Source organism: Nocardia donostiensis (assembly GCF_002081715.1).
Taxonomy (GTDB): Bacteria; Actinomycetota; Actinomycetes; order Mycobacteriales; family Mycobacteriaceae; genus Nocardia; species Nocardia donostiensis.
The window spans coordinates 94,200-114,252 of the sequence record NZ_MUKP01000017.1 but is presented as its reverse complement, the minus strand read 5'-3'; the positions used below and the strand labels follow the sequence as shown (position 1 = coordinate 114,252).

General features: G+C 64.3%; 22 protein-coding genes. 12 read left to right on the top strand and 10 right to left on the bottom strand.

The features are described from left to right. The 3 genes from B0T44_RS13860 to B0T44_RS13850 form a co-directional block, all read right to left on the bottom strand. Nucleotides 1-452 (bottom strand): VOC family protein (locus B0T44_RS13860; RefSeq protein ID WP_081512105.1); only part of this gene is annotated, 452 nt, incomplete at its 3' end. A gap of 104 nt (nucleotides 453-556) precedes the next feature. Continuing rightward, nucleotides 557-976 carry an SRPBCC family protein gene (locus tag B0T44_RS13855; RefSeq protein ID WP_077120226.1) on the bottom strand — a complete coding sequence of 140 codons (420 nt, stop codon included), beginning with the start codon at nucleotides 974-976 and terminating at the stop codon, nucleotides 557-559. Between the two features lie 13 nt (nucleotides 977-989). Beyond that, complete coding sequence (locus B0T44_RS13850; RefSeq protein ID WP_077120055.1) at nucleotides 990-1,346, bottom strand: VOC family protein; 357 nt, start codon at nucleotides 1,344-1,346, stop codon at nucleotides 990-992. A 119-nt stretch (nucleotides 1,347-1,465) separates the two neighbouring features. Here B0T44_RS13850 and B0T44_RS28035 point away from each other — a divergent pair, with 119 nt between their 5' ends. Both B0T44_RS28035 and B0T44_RS27165 read left to right on the top strand, forming a co-directional pair. Beyond that, nucleotides 1,466-2,311, top strand: a complete 846-nt coding sequence (locus tag B0T44_RS28035) for a helix-turn-helix transcriptional regulator (protein WP_077120057.1) — start codon at nucleotides 1,466-1,468, stop codon at nucleotides 2,309-2,311. 595 nt (nucleotides 2,312-2,906) lie between these two features. Further along, nucleotides 2,907-3,245 carry a hypothetical protein gene (locus B0T44_RS27165; protein ID WP_175648103.1) on the top strand — a complete coding sequence of 113 codons (339 nt, stop codon included), beginning with the start codon at nucleotides 2,907-2,909 and terminating at the stop codon, nucleotides 3,243-3,245. A 19-nt stretch (nucleotides 3,246-3,264) separates the two neighbouring features. Here the strand turns inward: B0T44_RS27165 and B0T44_RS27575 are convergent, their stop codons facing one another. Beyond that, a complete protein-coding gene (locus B0T44_RS27575; protein ID WP_217808767.1) occupies nucleotides 3,265-4,197 on the bottom strand; it encodes a DUF7691 family protein in 933 nt (310 codons plus the stop codon). A gap of 63 nt (nucleotides 4,198-4,260) precedes the next feature. After that, a complete protein-coding gene (locus tag B0T44_RS13825; protein ID WP_139347950.1) occupies nucleotides 4,261-4,824 on the bottom strand; it encodes a hypothetical protein in 564 nt (187 codons plus the stop codon). Nucleotides 4,825-5,074: 250 nt separating this feature from the next. On the opposite strand from B0T44_RS13825, the gene B0T44_RS13820 reads away from it, so the two are divergent. Continuing rightward, nucleotides 5,075-5,557 carry a phosphotransferase family protein gene (locus B0T44_RS13820; protein WP_081512103.1) on the top strand — a complete coding sequence of 161 codons (483 nt, stop codon included), beginning with the start codon at nucleotides 5,075-5,077 and terminating at the stop codon, nucleotides 5,555-5,557. Nucleotides 5,558-5,613: 56 nt separating this feature from the next. Beyond that, nucleotides 5,614-6,174, top strand: a complete 561-nt coding sequence (locus B0T44_RS13815; protein WP_077120063.1) for a GrpB family protein — start codon at nucleotides 5,614-5,616, stop codon at nucleotides 6,172-6,174. Nucleotides 6,175-6,334: 160 nt separating this feature from the next. Here B0T44_RS13815 and B0T44_RS13810 read toward each other — a convergent pair whose 3' ends face one another. After that, nucleotides 6,335-8,161 carry an alkyl/aryl-sulfatase gene (locus B0T44_RS13810; protein WP_077120065.1) on the bottom strand — a complete coding sequence of 609 codons (1,827 nt, stop codon included), beginning with the start codon at nucleotides 8,159-8,161 and terminating at the stop codon, nucleotides 6,335-6,337. 189 nt (nucleotides 8,162-8,350) lie between these two features. Next, nucleotides 8,351-9,289: a LysR substrate-binding domain-containing protein gene (locus tag B0T44_RS13805; RefSeq protein WP_077120230.1), complete on the bottom strand. Its 939-nt coding sequence runs from the start codon at nucleotides 9,287-9,289 to the stop codon at nucleotides 8,351-8,353. A gap of 117 nt (nucleotides 9,290-9,406) precedes the next feature. On the opposite strand from B0T44_RS13805, the gene kdgD reads away from it, so the two are divergent. The 8 genes from kdgD to B0T44_RS13765 all read left to right on the top strand — a co-directional run bounded on the left by kdgD (nucleotide 9,407) and on the right by B0T44_RS13765 (nucleotide 17,899). Beyond that, nucleotides 9,407-10,333, top strand: a complete 927-nt coding sequence (gene kdgD, locus B0T44_RS13800) for a 5-dehydro-4-deoxyglucarate dehydratase (protein ID WP_077120233.1) — start codon at nucleotides 9,407-9,409, stop codon at nucleotides 10,331-10,333. Nucleotides 10,334-10,345: 12 nt separating this feature from the next. Then, nucleotides 10,346-11,992, top strand: coding sequence for an aldehyde dehydrogenase (NADP(+)) (locus B0T44_RS13795; RefSeq protein ID WP_081512101.1), 1,647 nt, complete (start codon nucleotides 10,346-10,348; stop codon nucleotides 11,990-11,992). Between the two features lie 157 nt (nucleotides 11,993-12,149). Continuing rightward, nucleotides 12,150-13,001: an ABC transporter permease gene (locus B0T44_RS13790; protein WP_077120069.1), complete on the top strand. Its 852-nt coding sequence runs from the start codon at nucleotides 12,150-12,152 to the stop codon at nucleotides 12,999-13,001. 20 nt (nucleotides 13,002-13,021) lie between these two features. Next, the gene (locus B0T44_RS13785; protein ID WP_077120235.1) at nucleotides 13,022-14,047 is read left to right on the top strand and encodes an ABC transporter substrate-binding protein; all 1,026 of its coding nucleotides are present in this window, start codon (nucleotides 13,022-13,024) and stop codon (nucleotides 14,045-14,047) included. Between the two features lie 19 nt (nucleotides 14,048-14,066). Next, entirely contained in the window at nucleotides 14,067-14,846 is a 780-nt protein-coding gene (locus tag B0T44_RS13780; RefSeq protein WP_077120071.1) for an ABC transporter ATP-binding protein, read from the top strand. Between the two features lie 53 nt (nucleotides 14,847-14,899). Further along, on the top strand, nucleotides 14,900-16,549 hold the full coding sequence (locus B0T44_RS13775) for a M24 family metallopeptidase (protein ID WP_077120073.1): 1,650 nt from the start codon (nucleotides 14,900-14,902) through the stop codon (nucleotides 16,547-16,549). A gap of 31 nt (nucleotides 16,550-16,580) precedes the next feature. After that, nucleotides 16,581-17,042 (top strand): RidA family protein, encoded by a 462-nt coding sequence (locus B0T44_RS13770; protein WP_077120075.1) that lies wholly within the window; start codon nucleotides 16,581-16,583, stop codon nucleotides 17,040-17,042. Nucleotides 17,043-17,212: 170 nt separating this feature from the next. Further along, on the top strand, nucleotides 17,213-17,899 hold the full coding sequence (locus tag B0T44_RS13765; protein WP_077120077.1) for a hypothetical protein: 687 nt from the start codon (nucleotides 17,213-17,215) through the stop codon (nucleotides 17,897-17,899). A 22-nt stretch (nucleotides 17,900-17,921) separates the two neighbouring features. On the opposite strand, the gene B0T44_RS13760 is transcribed toward B0T44_RS13765, so the two are convergent. The 3 genes from B0T44_RS13760 to B0T44_RS13750 all read right to left on the bottom strand — a co-directional run bounded on the left by B0T44_RS13760 (nucleotide 17,922) and on the right by B0T44_RS13750 (nucleotide 20,049). After that, nucleotides 17,922-18,182, bottom strand: coding sequence for a hypothetical protein (locus B0T44_RS13760; protein ID WP_077120079.1), 261 nt, complete (start codon nucleotides 18,180-18,182; stop codon nucleotides 17,922-17,924). Further along, nucleotides 18,179-19,081 carry an anthrax toxin lethal factor-related metalloendopeptidase gene (locus tag B0T44_RS13755; RefSeq protein ID WP_139347951.1) on the bottom strand — a complete coding sequence of 301 codons (903 nt, stop codon included), beginning with the start codon at nucleotides 19,079-19,081 and terminating at the stop codon, nucleotides 18,179-18,181. Before B0T44_RS13755 ends, B0T44_RS13760 begins: the two co-directional genes overlap by 4 nt. A 515-nt stretch (nucleotides 19,082-19,596) precedes the next feature. Further along, nucleotides 19,597-20,049: a MaoC family dehydratase gene (locus B0T44_RS13750; protein ID WP_077120082.1), complete on the bottom strand. Its 453-nt coding sequence runs from the start codon at nucleotides 20,047-20,049 to the stop codon at nucleotides 19,597-19,599. Between the last annotated feature and the right edge of the window lie 4 nt (nucleotides 20,050-20,053).

Below are 20,053 nucleotides of genomic sequence, written 5' to 3'. Positions count from 1 at the left end.
TGCATTCTTTCGGAATACACAGGATCTTGCAGCCGCTCCCACATCTGGTCTTCGGTGACGTCTTCGATGTGGCAGCTCACCCACCAGATGTTGCCGAATGGATCCTTGATGCGTGCGCCGCGCTGCCCGAATGCATCGTCGGAGATCGGAGTGACGATCTGCGCGCCGGCGGCGAGAGCGCGTGCAACGGCTGCGTCCGCGTCGACGACGAATACTCGCAGCAGGCTCGGCACCGCGGTCCAGTCCGCGTGCCGGTCGAACGCCAGTACCACGGTGTCGCCTACACGGATCTCACCGTGGCCGATCAATCCGTCTTCGGTTGACACCCGTCCGAGTTCCTCGCCGTCGAACGCCTGGTTGACGAAGTCGAGGAACGCTGCAGTGTCCTCGGTGACAACCCAGGGAGAAACGGTGTTGTATCCCTCCGGTGCTGCACTGGGTTGTTCGAGCATTTCGTTCCCTTTCGTTGTCGGTGTCAGCGAAGGTAGACGCCATAGCGGTCGGAAGCTGACCCGAATTGCCGCCCGCCCGCCCGTCTCGGTCGGTGGCGACGCCGCTATTGCTGGTCTACGGTTGCTGCCGTCTCCAGTGCCCGCTGTATGACGGTCGATCCCTGGTCGACGAATTCGGCTATCGATGCGGCGAGAGCATCGGGCAGGACATCGGTGTGCCAGACGAACCGGGTTCTGCCGTTCTCGGCGGGCAGAGCCTGCATCGAGGCATGGTGATGGGCAGGGTGAAGATGCCCGCCGACGACCGAGTAGGCCACTCGCCTGCTCACCGGGTCGAGGTCGACGAGTCGTTCGGCGACGATGGTGCCGTCGGCGAACGTGACTATGCGGGTATCGGCGTCGAGGCGAGTATCGGTGACGAAGCCCGGGGCGAGACGCTCATGCACCGCGCCGAAATCGGCAAGCACATCCCATACCTGCTCAGGGGTGGCGTCGACGACGAATTCTTTGTGAATAGATGCCATGGAATCCTCCTGATCAGGCAGCGGCAAGGCAGAACAGATGGCCTTCGGGATCGGCGAGAACCGTCCACCGACCCTGCCCCGGCTGGAACTCGGGGACGGTCGCGCCCAGCGTGCACAGCCGCTCGGTTGCGGTTTTCACGTCGGCGACCGTGAAGTCGAGGTGGGCGTGCTTACCGGTATCGGGCCAACCCGGCCCCTCGTAGCCCATGACCCGCTGGAACGCAAGCTGGATCGGCCCCTCACCCAGATAGGCCGAATCGTCGTCGACATGGGTGATCTTCCAGCCGGTGACCTCGCGGTAGAACTCCGCCATCTCTTTCGGTGAGGCACAGTCGAGGGTGATCGCGGCCAGGTTCGCGTGGACGGTCATATCTCGTTATCTCCCTGGTGTGGTCGGTGTTGCCGTCTAAGCATCCGCCCCCGGCCCGCACAGGTCTTGAAGATTCTTGCGGGCAGTTTCTTGTCGTACCCAGGGCATATGGTCCGCGGGTGCTGTCCGCCACGACCCTCGTCTCCCGGCCGGAGTTCACCATCACCACCGTGAACTGCCGCTCCGACCACACCCACTTCTCGGCTCCGGAAATCCGCGACGACCATCGGCTCGTGCTCGTGCGCCAGGGCCGGTTCCGGCGACAAGCCGACGGTGAACTCGCCGACCTGGACCGCACCGTCGGCTACCTCGGCGCACCGAGCGAGGAGGAAGGATTCGCCCACCCCGCCGGCGGTGACGTCTGCACCGCGGTAACCATCGAGCCCGGCCTCCTGGAAGGAAAGGTGAGCCCGCGTGCTGTCTACGTCGATGCGCGTATCGAGCTCGCGCACCGCCGAATGCTCATCGCTGCCGCCGGCGGCGATATCGACTACGCGGTGACCGAGGAACTGGTCCGGCTCGTCGCACTCGCCGCCGAACAGCCGGCCTCACGGCCGCGACCCGCCGACCGAATGCTGGTCACCGCGGCCCGCGACGCGATCATCAACGGGGCACCGGAGTCGGCCGGACTGCGCTCTCTGGCCGTCTTGCTGAAGGTCTCGCCGTATCGGCTCAGCCGCGTATTCTCCCAGCACATGGGAGTGTCGCTGACCCGCTACCGCAACCGGATACGAGTCGGGCAAGCCCTCGACCGGATCACCGACGGAGAAACCGCACTCGCCGACCTCGCCGCCCACCTCGGCTTCGCCGACCAGGCACACCTGACCCGCACCGTCCGCGAACACCTGGGCCACACCCCCACCGCCCTGCACCGACTACTGACCCCCACCCTCCAACCGCCTGGCCCCGGCAGAAGCCATGGTCAACGACGTGAACTCGACGACTCTGCCGAAGATGATGAGTGAGGTGTTCGGCGACATCCGGGTCCATCTTTTCGACAACGCGCTGATCTCCGAATCGGGGTGGCGTCGATGAACCGGAACTGGTCGCTGGTAGTCGAGACCCTGCGCGGCCAACTGCTCGACTGCCTACGCCGAGTTTCCGAATGGGCTCATCCATGGCCAGGCGGCGGTTCGTCCAGCCGCTGCGTCGCATCCTGCTGAGCTCGCTCCACCTCGTCCTGCCAGCCGGACTCTCCGAACCAGCGTTCAAGTCCGGGGCCTGCGATCTCTGCGCGTTGGAAGTTATGGACCGGATCACCGTGACGCCATTGTGCGTGGTCGACGAGACCGGAATCGACCTGTGGATAACGGATTACATCGGATATCCCGGTTGCCGGGACTTCGATCCGTCTCACAGCATCTGCGCGGAGGAGAGTCTGCTGCCATGTTCTGCAATCGTCGATTCGGAACCCGATCTTGCTTCGGCAGCGTGCACAAGCGATATTGGCTCCCCCCCCCCCGAGCCTGAATGCCGAGGCAGCCGAGATCGTCGTAAACTTCTCCCCCGTACAAGCGGGCCGAGGTCCGGGGCTGGGCCGCAGCCAACAACGTGGAGTTGGTGTTTCTGTCGACCTATTCGTCTTGGCTGAACTGGATCGAGTCAGAATTCGTCGCGTTGCGGTACTTCGCGCCGGGCGGCACCGATCACCGCAGCCACAACGAGCAAGACGCTGCGATCGGCGCCTACATCCGCTGGCACAACCAGCACGCCCGGCCCAACGAGACTTCGCAGTCAACTCCCCAATCCGCCGTCCGGATTACCTACCCAACGTTGCCTGACAAGGCAGTAGAAGCTCGCGGTGTGCGGCCAGGGCACCGGGCCACGGTGCAAGGATCTGCCGATAATTCGCGGGTGGATCACATTGGTGCCGCGTGCCCGATGGATGGGTCGTCTTGACCTGTGACCGCAGCGGACATCAGCCGAGGTGAAAGAATCCAGCGATTCCCAACCCCGGCTTCGACTCTGCCATGTGCATCCAAGAGAGGCACGCGGCTACTGCCGCGGTGACCTCGGGGTCGCTCTGCTGTGCCGTTCCGTTCGACACGGAAGCGCGGAATTGGTGTAGAGCCTGCGCGATCTGGTTGGGGGACCACTCCCCGTAGCCGACCTCTGGGGACTGCTCTACGGGTACTGGGACTTGCGGCAGGGTGAAGTAGAACAGCGATGTCGCAGTCACATTGAGCGCCGCCAGCCCCTTGTCCACCTCGCCGAGCCAGTCGCCGCGGAAATGTGAGAAAGCGTTGGCGCTCAGGTCGAAGCCGGTGAGTTCGCACAAGCACTGATAGGCCAGGCGGTACTGGAAAGCATGGCGCCCGAACGGCCCACCGTTGACCACGGCGCGCAGTGCTTCGTACGCTGTGGGTGCTCCGGCCTCGATCAGATAGTCGAATTCTTCGTCTGCCGCCGCCATTCGGTCGCCGAGGTGCTGGCGGACCACCTCGAGGAGTTGCTCGTCTCCGGATCCGACCAAGGCTCGGGTCCTTGGAAGGTCGAGTAGATATGTATTGAGATGCGAGCTCATCCGGGGAGTGTATTCGAGTCGGTCGGACCGAAACTCTCGGTATCCGAGTCGATAAGATTCTCCCGCAGGCTCCATGTCGAGAACGGCCGGCCGAGTTTGCGGGGGCAGCACCGGGCGATGCAGGCGATGCGTACGCGCTTGGCCCGATCCACCTTGCTCGGTCTGCCCCCGCTCCATTGTGGGTCCAGCGCGTCGAACCCCCCGTTCGTTGAAATCGTGGATCGCTTGGCGCACATATGCTTCCGATACCTGCATCAGCCGGGCTATCGCCGGAACAGGCTGATGCTGCGCCGAGGCCATCGACACCACCTCCACCAGCAGCAGCACCGATGACAAGCAGCGGCTCGAACCGACACCCGGATTACCTGCGCAACCAATCTGGACGGGGCACTAGGTGACGACCTCTACGCCGGGTATGGCCTCGGTCAGCGCCTCGCGGTACTCCTGCAAGGTCGGCGAGGTGTACACCATGGGTTTGCCCTGGTAATACAAGAGGAAGGGGCAGGTGTATTCGGCGGCATCAACCGTGATCTCGGTGACCTTCTCTGCCGTCCGGGCTTCGAAGATCGTCACTTTTGCGCTGGAGCGCAATACCTCTGCCGTCTCACCCTCATCGAATGAGCACGTACCGACCTGCTCGTAATCGTCTCCGTGTTCGGCACAAGCGACCAACTGCACCAGTTTCGGATCCGCGATGGGTTCTATGTCCAGGTCGGAAGAGTGGAACATGTTCCAGCCGGCGGCCGTACTCGAATGGTCGATACCGCCGTGCTCCACGATTATCAACGGAGGCTGACCGCCGGCATAGGCTGCCGCGTCTGGGAAGGCTGTCCGCTTCGGTCCAATGAAGCCGCCGCCCTCACAGACGGCGCGGAGATCGTTCTTGTCCTCGAGTGGAGTCTTGCTGGCCTCCACCCTGCCGCATGCCGCTACGGCCGCCACCAATCCGACCACGATCGGCAACAATACTGCCCGTCGAGCTGACATCTCCACCCGCTTCGTCTCCGAACTGGCATCGTGTGGTACCGCGAATCCGTTGCGCGACAAAAGGATTCTATAGCGCGGGCGCGGGAGTTGGTGGTGGTGCCGAGCACGCAAGGAGGCCGAGCGCGGGCCGATCGCTTTCAGAGACGACACCTCACCGGAGAGCGTCGACGTTCTCCTCAACCCATTGCGCGAAGCTCCTGGCCACCGCACTCGATGAGTGGCTCGAGAGTTTCCGGCGCGTCATCGACACCGCCAGGCGGTGCACGGCGACTACTATGCCAGCAACGTCGTCGTCCACGCCGGCGCCATTGTCGGTCTGAGCGATTGGGACGAGGCGTCTCTCGCGCCACCCGAATGGGAGCTGGCCGGCGCGGCTTGGGAATGGGGCGACGGGCAGACCACTCTCGACCTCACCGCGGTCCATCAGTTCGTCGACGACTACCTCCACGCCGGCGGCACCGCGACATCCATCGACGAGACCACCCTGAAACAGCTCATCCGCGCACGCATCAGATCCGAGGTCGCCTACGACCGGGCCACCATCACCGGCGACGACGACACCGAAGAAGACCGGGCATACCAGGAACGACAGCTATGCGCATTCCGGGCACTTCGCCCGGTCGCCCGAATGAGCGCGAGCACAGCGGAACACCAGGTCCCGTCAACCGGCTCAACGCCATCACCACGGCGATCGAATTGAGCTCGCCGGGCAAGGACTGCTAGGTTGTCCTGCTGCCTATCGAGATGTCGCATCCCATGCCTGACGAGCCACTGACCGACGAGACCCTTGCCAGCCTGCTCATCCGCGGACCGCAGCCCGTCTGGGTCACACTGTCCGACTATGACCCGGCCTGGCCGGCGCGGTTCGCTGCGAGGGCCCGCCAGCTGAGGGAGATTCTTGGTCGGCGGGCGCGGCTGATCGAGCACATCGGCTCGACCTCTGTTCCGGGGCTCGCAGCCAAGCCGGTCATCGACATCGTCGTCGGCATCGACGATCCTGACGACGAGGCGGCGTATCTCCCCGACCTCGAGGCCGCCGGCTACGACCTCATCGTCAAGGAGTCGCAGCACCGCTGCCTGCGCGCCGGTGAACCCGACGAGCCGGTCAACCTGCATTGCTACCCGCCGAACCACGCGGAGACTCAGAAGTACTTGCTCTTCCGTGATCGGCTTCGTTCCGACGATGACGATCGAGAGCTTTACGAATCGACGAAGCGCAGGCTTGCAGAGCGCGAGTGGCCGGACATCAACTATTACGCCGAAGCCAAGCAACCCGTCATCGACGCCATCCTCCGGCGCGCCGGCTGGACCGGCTAGCTGCGAGACCAGCGCCCAGACCGGCCGTGCCGATCCGGCCATCTACGCGACGATGGTCGCCGACTGCCGACCGGGTGGACGAGGACAAGCTGGAGGTGCCAGGGCACCAGCTCGGGTATCGACCACCATGGCACATGGCGACCAGTACCGTCACGGCTGGTTACGGGGTGACGATCGGGAATCGCGGGTCGGGGGTGTCGAGGAGTCCGGTCAGTTTTTCCAGCACGGATCGGTCGCCGTCGAAGTCGACTCCCTCGGTGTCCGCGCTGGTCAGAATGCCCAGCAGCTGTTGCTTGGTCAGTGTCATGGTCAGGTTCGCCGTGCCACGCAATGGTGCTTCGGGGGTGCCTGTTCGCTGTGTCAGCGCCCCGTTCGACAGTGTCATCCGGACGACGCGGTTTTCGTCGGGCAGCTTCCAGTCCATGACGAAGCCGGTTTCGGCTGCGCGGGGGCCGTCGATGCGCACAGCCAGGGAGTCGATGATCATCTCGACGCTGAGCGCGGCCATCATCTGCGGAGCCGTGGTCTGCAGGTCGACCGGTGTCGGTCCGTGGCGCAGTTCCCGCGCACCGACGAGGAAGAAGTTGCGCCAGGTGCCGTTTTCGGCGCCGTATCCCAGCCGGTCGTACACCTCCGCCAGGGCCTGGCGGGCTCGTTCGTCGGCTGGTGCGGCGAAAACCGCGTGGTTGAGCAGCGTGGCCGCGAAACGCAGGTCGCCTCGCGCGGTGTACTCCCGAGCCTTGGCGATCACGGCGTCCACGCCCCCGTAGTCGGCGACGTAGCGCTGTGCTGTTTCGGTGGGGGGATGTTCCCACAGATGCGCCGGGTTACCGTCGAACCAGCCCATGTACCGCTGGTAGATGGCCTTGACGTTGTGGCTGAGTGAGCCGTAATAGCCGCGGTTGGCCCACGCGCGGTCCAGTGCGGGAGGCAAGGACAGCTCTTCGGCGATCTCCGGGCCGGTGAGGCCGCGGTTGGTCAGTCGCAGCGTCTGGTCGTGTAGGTAGGAGTACATGTCGCGCTGCACCGCCAGCCACGACGTCCAGTTTTCTGCACCCCAGGTGGGCCAGTGATGGGAGGCGAAGGCGACGTCGGCCTTGTCGGCGAACAGCGCGATCGCTTCGTCCAGGTAGTGCGCCCAGACCCTGCTGTCGCGTACCAGGGCACCGCGCAATGTCAGCACATTGTGCATGTTGTGGGTGGCGTTCTCCGCCATGCACAGCGCACGCCGGTCGGGGAACAAGAAGTTCATCTCCGCCGGTGCTTCGGTGCCGGGTGTGAGCTGGAAGACGATGCGCACACCGTCGATTTCCTCGACCTGCCCGGTGCGCGTGATGTCGACGGTCGGCGGGACCAGGGTGATCGTGCCGGTGGAGGTGGTCATACCGAGGCCGCAGCCGATCTGGCCGTCGGGGGACTTGTCCAGCCCGGTGCCGTACATGAAGATCGCGCGGCGGGTCATCGCGTTGCCGGCGTAGACGTTCTCACTCACCGCGTGTTCGAGGAACCCGGTCGGCGCGAGGATCGGTATCGGAGGATGATCTTGGGGCACCACACCGCCGGCACCGCCGAAATGGTCGGCGTGTGAATGCGTGTAGATCATTCCGGTCACCGGCCGGTCGCCGCGGTGGCTGCGATACAGGGCCAGTGCTGCGGCGGCGGTTTCCGCCGAGATCAGCGGGTCGATCACGATGACACCCTCGCGGCCTTCGACGAGGGTCATATTCGACAGGTCGACGTTGCGGACCTGGTAGATCCCGTCGGTGACCTCGAACAGGCCCTGCTTGTTACACAGCCGACCCTGCCGCCACAGGCTGGGATTCGCCGTGTCCGGGCAGTCGTCTTCCAAGAACCCATAGGCACCGCCATCCCACACCACCCGACCGTCGGCGGCGCGGATCACCGGCGGGTCGAGGGCGGCGACGAACCCGCGCTCAGCGTTGTCGAAATCAGTGGTGTCCTGGAAGTCGAGATTCGTGCTCACCATGCCTCACCTCGCAATTCTCGGCTGTTCACGACTCGGCGCCGCACCGGCTCCACCGAAACCTCCAGCACCGGACACGATCAACAGGCAGCAACCGAGGTGCAGGGTATCGCCGAATCCATGCTGGGCAGCCCATCCGTTCCGGGCGAGTCCAGAACCTTGTGGTCATGGCACGAAAGGGACGCCATATCGTTACGGCGCGGCATCCAGCCCCTCCGGTCGTCCAGCTCGTGAGGAGACTCGCTCGGCCACCTCCGACACCAGATCTCGGATGGCATGCATGGCGGGGTTGTCGTCGTTTTCTCGCCAAGCGGTGACGAGTTCGACCGGCTCGCCCTCGATCCCGTCCACCTGGCGCAGGACGACACCGTCCAGGCCGATCGCCTCAGCCGCTCGTGGGACGAGTGCGAGTCCCAGCCCGGCTCGCACCAGGGCCAGGATGGTGTGCACCTGGCTGAGGTGCTGCACATAGCGTGGCGCGATTCCGGCGCTGCGGAAGACGCCGACGAGTACCTCGTAGAAGTAGCGGGCTTCCGCTGGTGAATACATGACGAACGGCTCGCCGTCGAGGTCGTGTACGTGCAGGGTCCGGTGGGGCGCGGCCAGCGGATGCCCGGCTGGGATCGCGGCCAGCAAGGGCTCCCGGTACAGAGGGCGGTGCGCCAGGCCGGTACCACCGACCGGGGGACGGACCAGGACCAGATCCAGTTCGCCGGAGCGCAGCTCCTCGAGTTGTGTTCCGGACACCCGCTCCCGCAGTACCAGGTCGACGCCAGGCAGCCGGGAACGAGTGGCCGCGACGAAGGTGTCCAGAACCGAGTGTGCCGATGAGGCCGTGAAACCCATTGCCACCGTTCCGATTTCGCCGGAGGGGATGCGCCGCACGGTCAGTGTCGCCTGCTCGGACAGCCCGAGGATGCGCCGGGCGTCACCGAGGAATGCCTGGCCTGCGGTGGTGAGGCGGACAGCGCGGCCGGTTCGGTCGAACAACTCGACGCCCAGTTCGCGCTCCAAGAGTTGGATGCGCCGGGACAACGGTGGCTGGCTGATCGACAGTCGTTCCGCCGCGCGCCCGTAGTGCAGGGTCTCGGCGACGGCGACAAAGCTCTCCAGCTGGTTCAGCGTAAACACCGATCCATAATAGGTATTGATGCATGCCAAAACAGTGTTGGACATGCATCACTTCGGTTTCTTACTGTGGTCCTGTTCACTAGCGAATGCGCTGTTACCCCGCAGGAGGAAACCCTGATGCCCGCCTTCACGCCGACCGAACTCGCCGAGCAGCTCGGTTCCGGTTTGTTGTCTTTCCCGGTCACTCATTTCACCGGGGACCTGGCGTTCGACGAGCCCGCCTACCGAGAGAACATCGTTCGTCTCGGTAAGTACGACGTGGCCGGTCTGTTCGCCGCCGGTGGGACCGGGGAGTTCTTCTCTCTGACGCCGAAGGAAGTCGGCCGTGTTGTCCGGGCGGCTACCGACAGCGCTCCCGAAGGCACCCCTATCCTCGCTCCGGCCGGGTACGGCACCGCCCAAGCCGTCGAGATGGCCCGCGACGCCGAGGCGGCCGGCGCCGACGGTCTGCTGCTGTTTCCCCCCTACCTCACCGAGTCGTCCGCCGACGGTCTCCGCAACCATGTCCGCGCCGTCTGCGAATCCACGTCGCTGAGCATCGTGCTCTACAGCCGGGCGAACGCTGTATATACACCGGAAACACTGGCTGAACTGGCTGACGCCTACCCGAACCTGATCGGATTCAAAGACGGTATCGGTGACCTGGAGGCGATCACCCGCATCCACTCGCGTCTCGGCGACCGCCTGGTCTATATCGGCGGGCTGCCCACGGCGGAGGCGTTCGCTCTGCCGTACCTGGAGTTGGGAGTAACGACGTACAGCTCGGCGATCTTCAACTTCCTGCCCGAATTCGCCCTGACCTTCTACGGTGCGGTGCGAGCGGGGGAGAAGGCGACCGTGCGCCGGCTGCTCGACGAGGTCGTACTGCCCTACACCGCGATCCGCGACCGGAAAGCGGGATACGCGGTCAGCGTTGTCAAGGCCGGGATGAGGCTCGTCGGACAGGATGCGGGCCCGGTGCGTCCGCCGCTGACCGACCTGGATGATGCCGAGATGGCACTGTTGACGGACGTCATCGAGAAATCGCGCTCCACCACCATCTGAGCACAGCTCGATATGTCGCCACCGATAGTGATGAAGCCGAAGGAGACACCCGTGACCGACTGTCCGCAAACCAGCCCGACCGGCGCCATGATCATCGGAAACGAACCTGTCCTGGGTAGCGGCGAAGAAGTACGGTCTACTGATCCCCGCACCGGCGCGGCTCTCGACCCCGCCTACCGTGCCGCCTCGGTCGAACAAATCGACCAGGCCTGCGCTCTGGCCGCCCACGCGTTTCCGGAGTTCAGGGCGATCACCTCCGAGCGGCGCGCCCGGTTCCTCGAACGCATCGCCGACCTGCTCGACGAACGCCAGGACATACTGGTCGACCGCGCTCATATCGAGACCGCGCTACCCCGGCCGCGGCTCACCGGCGAAGTCGGCCGCACCAGCGGCCAGTTGCGCCTGTTCGCCGCTGAGCTGCGAGCAGGAACCTGGCAGGGCGCTCGGATCGATCCGGGACGATCCGGCAGCAGCGCGCGCCCCGATATCCGGCAGCGCCGGATCGCGCTCGGCCCGGTCGCGGTCTTCGGCGCGAGCAACTTCCCCTTGGCTTTCTCCACCGCGGGAGGTGACACCGCGTCGGCGCTGGCTGCGGGCTGTCCGGTCGTTGTCAAAGCACATCAAGCGCATCTGGGGACCGCGGAAGTGGTGGCACGGGCGATCGCCGACGCGGCAGCGGACACGGGGATGCCTGAGGGAACGTTCTCCCAGCTCGTCGGTAGTGGAACCGAGATCGGTACTCGACTGGTCAGCGATCCGCGGATTCGCGCGGTGGGTTTCACCGGATCTCGTCGAGGCGGGCTCGCGATCGCGGCCGCGGCCGCGGCACGGCCCGTACCGATCCCGGTGTACGCGGAGATGAGCAGCATCAACCCGGTGCTGCTGTTGCCCGCGGCCCTCGCCGCCCGTGGCGCTGCTCTCGGCGCCGCGTTCGTCGAATCGCTGACGCTCGGCGCCGGCCAGTTCTGCACCAATCCGGGACTGGTGCTCGCTGTCGAAGGCCCAGGCCTCGACGCGTTCACCGCGGCCGCGGCCGATGCCGTCACCGCGAATGCCGGAGCCGTCATGCTCACCGGTGATATAGCGAACAACTATGATGCCGCGGGTGCGGCGCTCGCCGCCCGAGACGGTGTCGACGAGCTCGCTCATGGCCTCCGTCCCGACGGCGCGGCACCCGGTTGCGCCCGGCTGCTGACCGTCGAAGGCTCCCGGTTCCTCGGTGATCCGGAGTTGCAGGCCGAGGTTTTCGGCGCGACGTCGCTGCTGGTCCGGTGCGCGGACACCGACGAACTGACTGCAGCCGTGCGGGTGCTGGAAGGACAGCTCACCGCCACCGTGCATGCCGACCACGCCGATCACCCGCTCGCCGCGGCACTGCTGCCGCTCCTGGAGGAACGGGCGGGACGCATCCTGTTCGACAGCTGGCCCACCGGAGTCCAAGTCGGACATGCGATGGTGCACGGCGGCCCGTTCCCAGCCACAACCGACTCGCGAACCACCTCGGTCGGGACGCTCGCGATCGAGCGCTTCCTGCGCCCGGTCGCCTATCAAGCCGTGCCGGCGGCTCTGTTGCCGGCCGAGGTGTGCGATGACAACCCGCTCGGTGTGTGGCGTCGACTCGACGGCGAACCCAGTCGAGACGCATTGTCCACCAGTTGACCACTGACGGACAGCCGTAACCCTGCCGGGGCTTTCGGCAACGCCTGTTCACACCCTTCCAATGTTGTAAGGATACAAATGATATTTCGATCGTCTTCACCGCCTATGGCGTCTCGTCGAGTCTCGGTAGCGTCGACTGTTGAGGGGAGCTACCGGGATGGCCGTTCCTGAAATCGGTTCGGACGCGTCGCGTCCCTACTCCGCTGCGCCGGAAGTCCGCAGGCAGGCGATGTCGCGGCCGAGAGTGCCCGGCCGTGATTCGATGATGACCGGTGTGAAGGCCGTCGCGGGCATCCTCGGGCTCTTCGCCGTATGGCAGCTGCTGGTGGTCGTTTTCGATCCGCCGGAATTCCTGCTCGTCGGACCGGTCTCCGCTTTCGCCGAGCTGATCGAGCGGCCCGAGTATTTCGCGTCCAATACCTTCGTCACATTGCAGGAGGCTCTTGCCGGTTTCGCGCTCGGAACTGCGCTGGGCGTCCTGTGTGGTGCAGCGTTGCATTATTCGGCAACGATACGCAGTTTCCTCTATCCTGCACTGGTCGCGATCGACACCATTCCCAAGGTCGCGCTCGCACCGCTGTTCATCGTGTGGTTCGGATTCGGCTTCGAATCGAAAGCGTTCGTCGCGATGGCCATCGCGTTCTTTCCCTTGGTCATCAATACCTATGACGGCCTGAGATCGGTACCCAACGAACTGCAGGAGCTCGCGCGGATCAACAAGGCGTCGCAGTGGAAGAAGATGACGAAGATCGAATTGATCTATGCGCTTCCGTCGATCTTCTCCGGCGCAAAGATTTCCATCTCACTTGCCGTGGGTGGGGCGGTTGTCGGTGAATTCATCGCGGGCTCGAAAGGGCTGGGTTATGTCATTCTGCTCGCCAACAGTCAGGTCGACCTGCCGTCGATGTTCGCGGCGTTCATCGTGCTCGCCGCCATAGCGCTGGCGCTGTTCTTCATCGTCGATTTCGCGGGGCGCAAGCTGATCCCGTGGAAGAACCACGCGAAGTGATCACGGGATCGGAGACTCGGATGCGGAACTCGAGGCGAAAGATAGCCGCGATCGTCGGGGCGTTTCTGCTCGCGGCACTGCCTGCCTGCGCGGGCGGCGGTGGGGAGAACTCGATGACTCTCATGGTCGACGTGGGATATCTGCCGAAACATGCGCCGTTCTTCGCGGCGGTCGAGCGCGGCTTCTTCGCGGCGGAAGGGATCGACCTCACCATCATGCCGGGATCGGGTTCGACCAATACGGTCACCTCCGTCGAGACCGGCAAGGTGGACGCAGGTTGGGCGGATTTCGGCAGCACGATCATCAGTCAGGGCAGGGGGGCCGCGGTGAAGCAGGTCAACCTCCTGCAGGCCAGGTCGGCCTATGCCGTCGTGGCTCTCGGAGGGACCGGCATCAACGGGTGGCACGACCTGCGGGGCAAGACCCTCGCCACCGAAGGCGCGGGCGCGATGACCGCGATGTGGCCCTACGCGATGAGCAAACTGGGGCTCACCGAAGGTGATGTCGATGTCGTCCACGCCTCGAGCGGGTCGAAGATCCCCGGACTGCTGGCCGGCCAGTGGGACGCCAACCTCGCCCTGTACGTCTCCGACGAGCCCGCCATCGACGCGCTGGGCCGACAGGCCGTGGTGCTGAAATGGTCCGACCTCGGCATAGACCTCTACGGCAACGGGATCGTCGTATCCGACGACAAACTCGCCAGCGATCCCGACCAGGTGCGCAGCTTCAACCGGGCAATGCAGAAGGGTTTTCTGTGGGCGTGCGACCATCCGGAGGAAGCCGCGCAGGATTTCCAGAAGGAGGTCAGCGGTTTCGAGACCGAGACCATCACCCTGGCGATCCGCGAACAATGCTCCCTGAACTGGGGTACCGGAGAATCCGCGAATCAATTCGGCGTCATGGACGACGCGGGCGTCGAGAAAATGCTCGATATCTCCCGGAGATTCCTCGGTCTGCCAGCGGACAGCGACCTCACCCCCGAACACATATACACCAACGATTTTCTCGCGCCCTTGCACCGCGGCGAGACCATCCAAGCCCCTTAACAGCAGGACAGAGGGCCATATGAACAACGAATACGCCATCTCGGTCAACCGCATCGGAATGACCTACCGGTCCCGCGACGGACACGACAACACCGTTCTCGAAGGGCTGGACTTCCATGTGAACCCGGGGCAGTTCGTCTCGATCGTCGGACAGTCGGGCAGCGGGAAGACCACGCTACTCAAGACGATCTCCGGACTGCAACAGCCCACCGAAGGCGAAATCCTGATCAAGGGACGGCCGATCAGCGACAGCCTGGAAGATATCGCGATGGTGTTCCAGAGTCCGGTACTCCTGCCATGGCGCAACAACATCGACAATGTGCTGCTGCCGCTGGAATTCCGTGGCACCCGCACCGCCGAGTCGCGTCGCTACGCTCAGGAACTACTCGAGATGGTCGGGCTGGGCGACCGAGCCAAACGCTACTCCTATGAGCTCAGCGGCGGGATGCAGCAGCGGGTCGCCATCTGCCGAGCACTGGTCTCCCGCCCCGAACTGCTGCTGATGGACGAGCCCTTCGGTGCGCTCGACGCCATGACCCGCGATTCGATGAACTTCGAGATCCAGCGCATCTGGCAGGCCGCTGGATGCAGTGTCCTCTTCGTGACCCACAGCATCTCCGAGGCGGTATGGCTCGGGGACCGTGTGGTCGTCGTCGGCGGCCGCCCGGGTCGGATCGTCGCCGATATCGCGATCGACCTGCCCCGGCCCCGAGGAAAGGAACACCGGTTCTCCACGGTCTTCTCCGACTACGTGACCGAGATCGAATCCCATATCGGAGTCACCACCGGCATCAGCTGACCACCCGGCCTCGAACCCGTTCCCATACCGAATCTCGACATCAGAGGGAAGAAATGCTGAGTATCACCGCAGACACTGCACAGGTAGCGCACACCTACGGGCTCGATGCGCGCAAGAGCCTTCTCTTCTCCGCCATCCGCCTCGACTCCTACCCGCTTGTGGCGCCACTGATCGCCCGAACCGACGAAGAACAATATCTGCTCGTGCGTCAGCAGGAGCAAGGCAACGCTCTCTCGGCAGGGGTCCCGAAAGACCAGATCAAATTCTATGCGCCGTGGGTGACGATCGACCCAAGGGTCGTCGCCGATACTCCCGCCGCCACGTCCCTGACCAGCCTGGTTCAGGAGCTTGCGCACGGCTCGCCCGTGTCTTTGGCGGCCGATGTCGTCTACAGCCACTACCTCACGCTGTCCGGCTCGGTGGAACTGGTCGTCTCCGATCAGGCGCCCACCCCGGTCACCGCCTACCAGATCGAACTCGAAGAAGTCCTCGCACGGTTCGCCACCTGGCGGAAAACAGGGGTCGACACCGCGCGGCGGCTGATCGAGAACATCGAGCATCTCTCGGGTCTGGAAGCGGAGTTCACCGCAACCGAGGACAGTAGGTTCTCGGCCCTGCGGTCTCTGGTAGCCGACCGTTCCCTCGACGCGCTGCTGCTCGCGGCGCCGCCCAACTTCACCGAAGCGACCGGGTTCGCCCAGCCGGCCGGAGCGTTCGCCCTGTGGCTCGCCGGTTCCGAGAAACTCCTCGTCCTGACCGGCGAGGACACAGCAGCAGTCCCCGGTGTGCCGGTCGGGCGGTTCCCGTCCGTGGGTGCTGCCGTGCGCGAACTCGCCCGCGGCCCGCGGACCGGAGTCGAGGACGAGTGGATCAGCGTCGGCCTGGCTCGCGAGCTGGAGCGCGAGCGCGCGGAACTGGTGCCTGTCTCGCGTGATCTCGGGCATTGGCGGGATATCCGCGATCACGAGGATCTCGCATTCCAGGTCGTTGCCGCACGAGCGAGCGTGTTCGCCATCGAGGAAGCGCTGGCCTGGGCGGAAGCGGGGCTCGACGCCGGCCGCTCGTTCACCGAACTCGATATCAATGCGGTGTACCTCGACAAGCTCGTCGAGTTCCGCACGGTGAACGAGATCCCGTTCGGGATCGAGCCCTACTTCACCAATCTGCACTCGTCCAACCGGATGCTCTTCCCGGGGCCGCCCGTCGACTACCCGATCAACGCAGAGACGACGTGCATCCAGCTCGATGCCGGAGTTCGTATCGTCGTCGACGGAGTCACCGTCGCCACTTCCGATATGGCGCGGTCGCTGCCCCGCACTCCGGCAGCGAAAGAGGCTTACGCCTTCTTCTTCGATGTGGTGCGAGAAGGCATCATCGGCCAACTCGCACCGGGTGTGTTGTGTGAGGACGTACACGAGGCAACGCTGCGCTACCTGGCGCCTCATCTCGACCGGATGGTGGGGATCGGCATGCTGGGAACGGACGTCGACTTCAACACCGAATACCGCAAACGCAACGTCGGTCACCTCATGGGCAAGCAGGAGTCGTTCGCGAACGAACTCCGGCCCGGCTACAAGCACGTCCTCGATGTCGGCTCGTACGGCGCCGCCGAAATCCCGTGGCGCTACGGCGACGCGGCCATCGGCACCGAAGACCTGTGGTACATCGGACGCGACCGAACCTACATCGTCAGCAAGCGTTGAAGAGACGGGCGGCTATCGACATGGAGTCACCATGACCGACATACAAGAACGCCTTGCGGCGTTGGCTATCGAACTGCCCGTACTCGGAGCACCTCGTTACGCATATGAGGCGAGCGTGCGATGGGAAAATATGCTCTGGGTCTCCGGCCAGATCTCCCGGACGGCATCGGGGGAGATCCTGCGGGGCTGTGTGGGCGACACCGTTGCCGTCGCGGAGGGCATCAGCGCCGCCGAGACCTGCGCACTCAACCTCCTGGCTCGGATCAACGAAGCGGTGGGCCTGGAAAATGTAGCGCAGGTGCTGAAGCTCAACATCTGGGTCGCGAGCTCACCGGACTTCGTGGACCAACCGACGGTGGCAGACGGCGCCTCACGCCTGCTGCACACCGTCCTGGGCGATGCTGGCAGGCACGCACGTACCGCGCTGCCTTCTCATGTGCTGCCTCAGGGCGCGCTCGTGGAGCTCGACGCCACGATAGCCGTTCGCGGCTAGGACGCTGTTCGACTTCCACGCCGGCGCGACTCCGATCACCATGCCCCCGTTGTCCATGCACAACGGGGGCGCCACCATCGAGATATTCCGAGGGCACCCGTAGCGGCGCACCACTGCTCAGCCGCGACGTCCGCCGCTCTGTCGGAGCGCGCCGCTAATCTGGCCGAATCATGGTCAGCCCCGATACAGCACTGCGCCGCCTCCTGCGCGACACCGCAAAACTGCTCCACCGGTACGGGTTTCACGGCACCGACCCCACCTGGACACGGATCGCGCCCGGCGGACTCGCCTCCGTCGGCCGCACCCGCGTCCTGCGTACCTGGACCAACGGGCAACAAACCCGCAGCTTCGGCCTGACCCTGAACGCCACACCCACCCCCTGGTGGGAATACTGCAACTGGTGCAACGCCCAACAGGGACTCCCACCCATTCCCTTGGAAACCGCTACCGGCCCGGATCTGATCGACACCCACCCACACTCCAGCGAACTCACCACACCATGGGTTCTGCGGCTCGACCCGGCCCAGTCCGAACAGCACGCATGGCAAGCCGATATCGATACCATTCGTACCCAGCTGCCCCGCCGCGTCCACGCCTACGCGCGCAGGGCATTACAACTGCTGGAACCGGATCGCTACCTCGACGAACTATTGGCCCGCCCCGACCAAGGGTTCCGGACCCGCGAGGCGATCGTCGTCCTGCTCGCCGACCGCGGCCCGGGACCACAACTCGACGAGGCGATACACAACCTCCGACAGTGCAGCGTGGAACAAGAGACGCCCACCCACGTGGAAGAAGTACTCACCTACGCGCGCCACCGCGCCGACCGACCGGCCGAACACGTGGCGGAGGCATAACAGGCAGACCAGGGCCGAGCAGTCAGTCGCGATCGTCTGAACGTGTACCCGGAAGTATGGTCAGGTTTTCGTAGTCGATGGGTTCGTAGTCGTTGCTGTCATCGAGAGGTTTCGGGCTGTGCTCCCAGCGGGTGATTGCTGCGTCCCAGTCGTGGTACTTGGGATCCTCCGGGCCGATGGTGATCGAGCCGTCGACGATATCGCCGTCAGGTTCTTGTCCGTAGTAGCGCAGCAGGATGCGCCCGTCGGCGAGACGCCGAGCCAAGGGGTGTTCTCCACTCATCGCGTGATCCCCAATTCTTTGTCCAGAGCCCGATAAAAGTCGATCAGATGACGACCTGCGGAGACCGAGCCGTAGAACTCTGGTTCCGCGGTGCCGTCGGGTGGGTTTTGCATGGTTTTGTTGTACCAGGCGATGCCTTCGGCGAACAGCTCCCGCCTCCCGGCTTCGCCGGGCCGGGCAAAATATTCAGAAATGTCCGGTCTCGTCTTTTGAATGTGGCTGAGAACTTTGGCGTGAAACTGAGAAAATGCCGGCCCTTGGCTGATTCTGCCAATAGGGCTCGGTCTGCTCAGAGCGGCATCGAGTGCGTGACCGAATTCGTGCACCGCGGTATCTTTTCTGGTGTGTTGCGTGTGGCCTACGAGTAGCGCCCGAAACTCCTCGCTGTACACGCCGCTGGCATCGTCCCAGGTCGTTCCATCAGGCCACCCCCCGGGCTTCTGGTCCCGGGGCTTCGTGGCAGACCATTCCGCATGGCCGAGGTCGTGCAAATTGCCACCGCCGAGCCAGATCCCCCCGTGGGGTTTTTCCTTCACGTGAGCCGCGACGATGCGGTGAAGCTGGTCCGGTAGCGATGCCAACGAACGAGCATACTCATAAGCCTGGGCCGAGCCGTCCATATGATACCGATCCTCGTATATGCTTCTCAGGTATTCGTCGGCCGACTTTTCTGACGGATTCGGTTTCACGCCGGACGTAGCAGTATGATCCGAACCTGCTTTTTTGATCTGATCACCGCTGTAAATATCTGCATCGTCCTTTTGATGCATTCCCTGGGCAAGAGGGTGAGAAAACTTTTCTCTGTACAGACGGTTTGCGATATGCTCGGACGCCTCTTTCAGCTTGCCGACCAACCCTTCGGTGACTCGCGAGATGGCCTTGAGAACCCCGTTGTTCAATCCATCCTCGCTATCACGCCAGGCCGAACCCGTCCGCAGTCGCATCTCGGCCTGGGCCTGCCATATCGGCCCTACGCCACAATCTTGGCGCATCGGAGAGCGAAAGGTGCGACAAGTCATACGGTTTTCCGACCGAGTTTCGGGCGAGCGTGATTACCGTGGCCGCCCTCCTCTGGGGTCCGAACGGGGCCTCGCATCGCCACCGGTCGCCAGGATGTCGGGGGACAGTACGGCCGTGATCACCGCCTTTTCGACGTTATCGATTCGGGCCGCGGGCGGGTGGCGATAGATTCGAACCTCGCGATGGCGGCAGGGTTGTCGATGCCGTCGCCGACGCAGCTGCCGAGCAATGCTCTCGAATCCATGAAGCGCTTCCGGCCCTGCGAATTCCGCCATCACTGGGCCGGACCGCCGCGGATAAGGAGCCCCGAAACGACAGTGCTGAGGATTTCACGTGGTACGTCGGTGAGTCCGGTGGTCTGGGCGAGGCGAGATACTGGCCCTCTCCGTGGGGTTCAGGGCAGCAGCAGGGTCAGCGTCTCGGCGATGCAGGCGGGTTTGTGGCTGTTCTCTAGTTCGATGGTGTACCGGGTGGTCAGTTGCTCGCCTGCGGTACCGGGTTTCAGTGCAACGAACTCGACAGACGCGCGCAACCGCGCGTCGGTCGGCACCGCTGCGGGAAAGCGGACCTTGTTCACCCCATAGTTTATTCGCGCGCTGCCTGCTTCGATCCGGAAGAGCTGTGCTGCGAACTGCGGGATCAACGACAAGGTCAGATATCCGTGGGCGATCGTGCTGCCGAAGGGGCCTGCGGCGGCGCGTTCGGTGTCGACGTGGATCCACTGATGGTCTCCGGTGGTGTCGGCAAACGCGTTGATCCGGTTCTGGTCGACGGCCATCCATTCGGTGGGACCGATGGTGGTGCCGAGCGCGGCGCGGATGTCATCCACCGACGCGAACACGATCATGCCA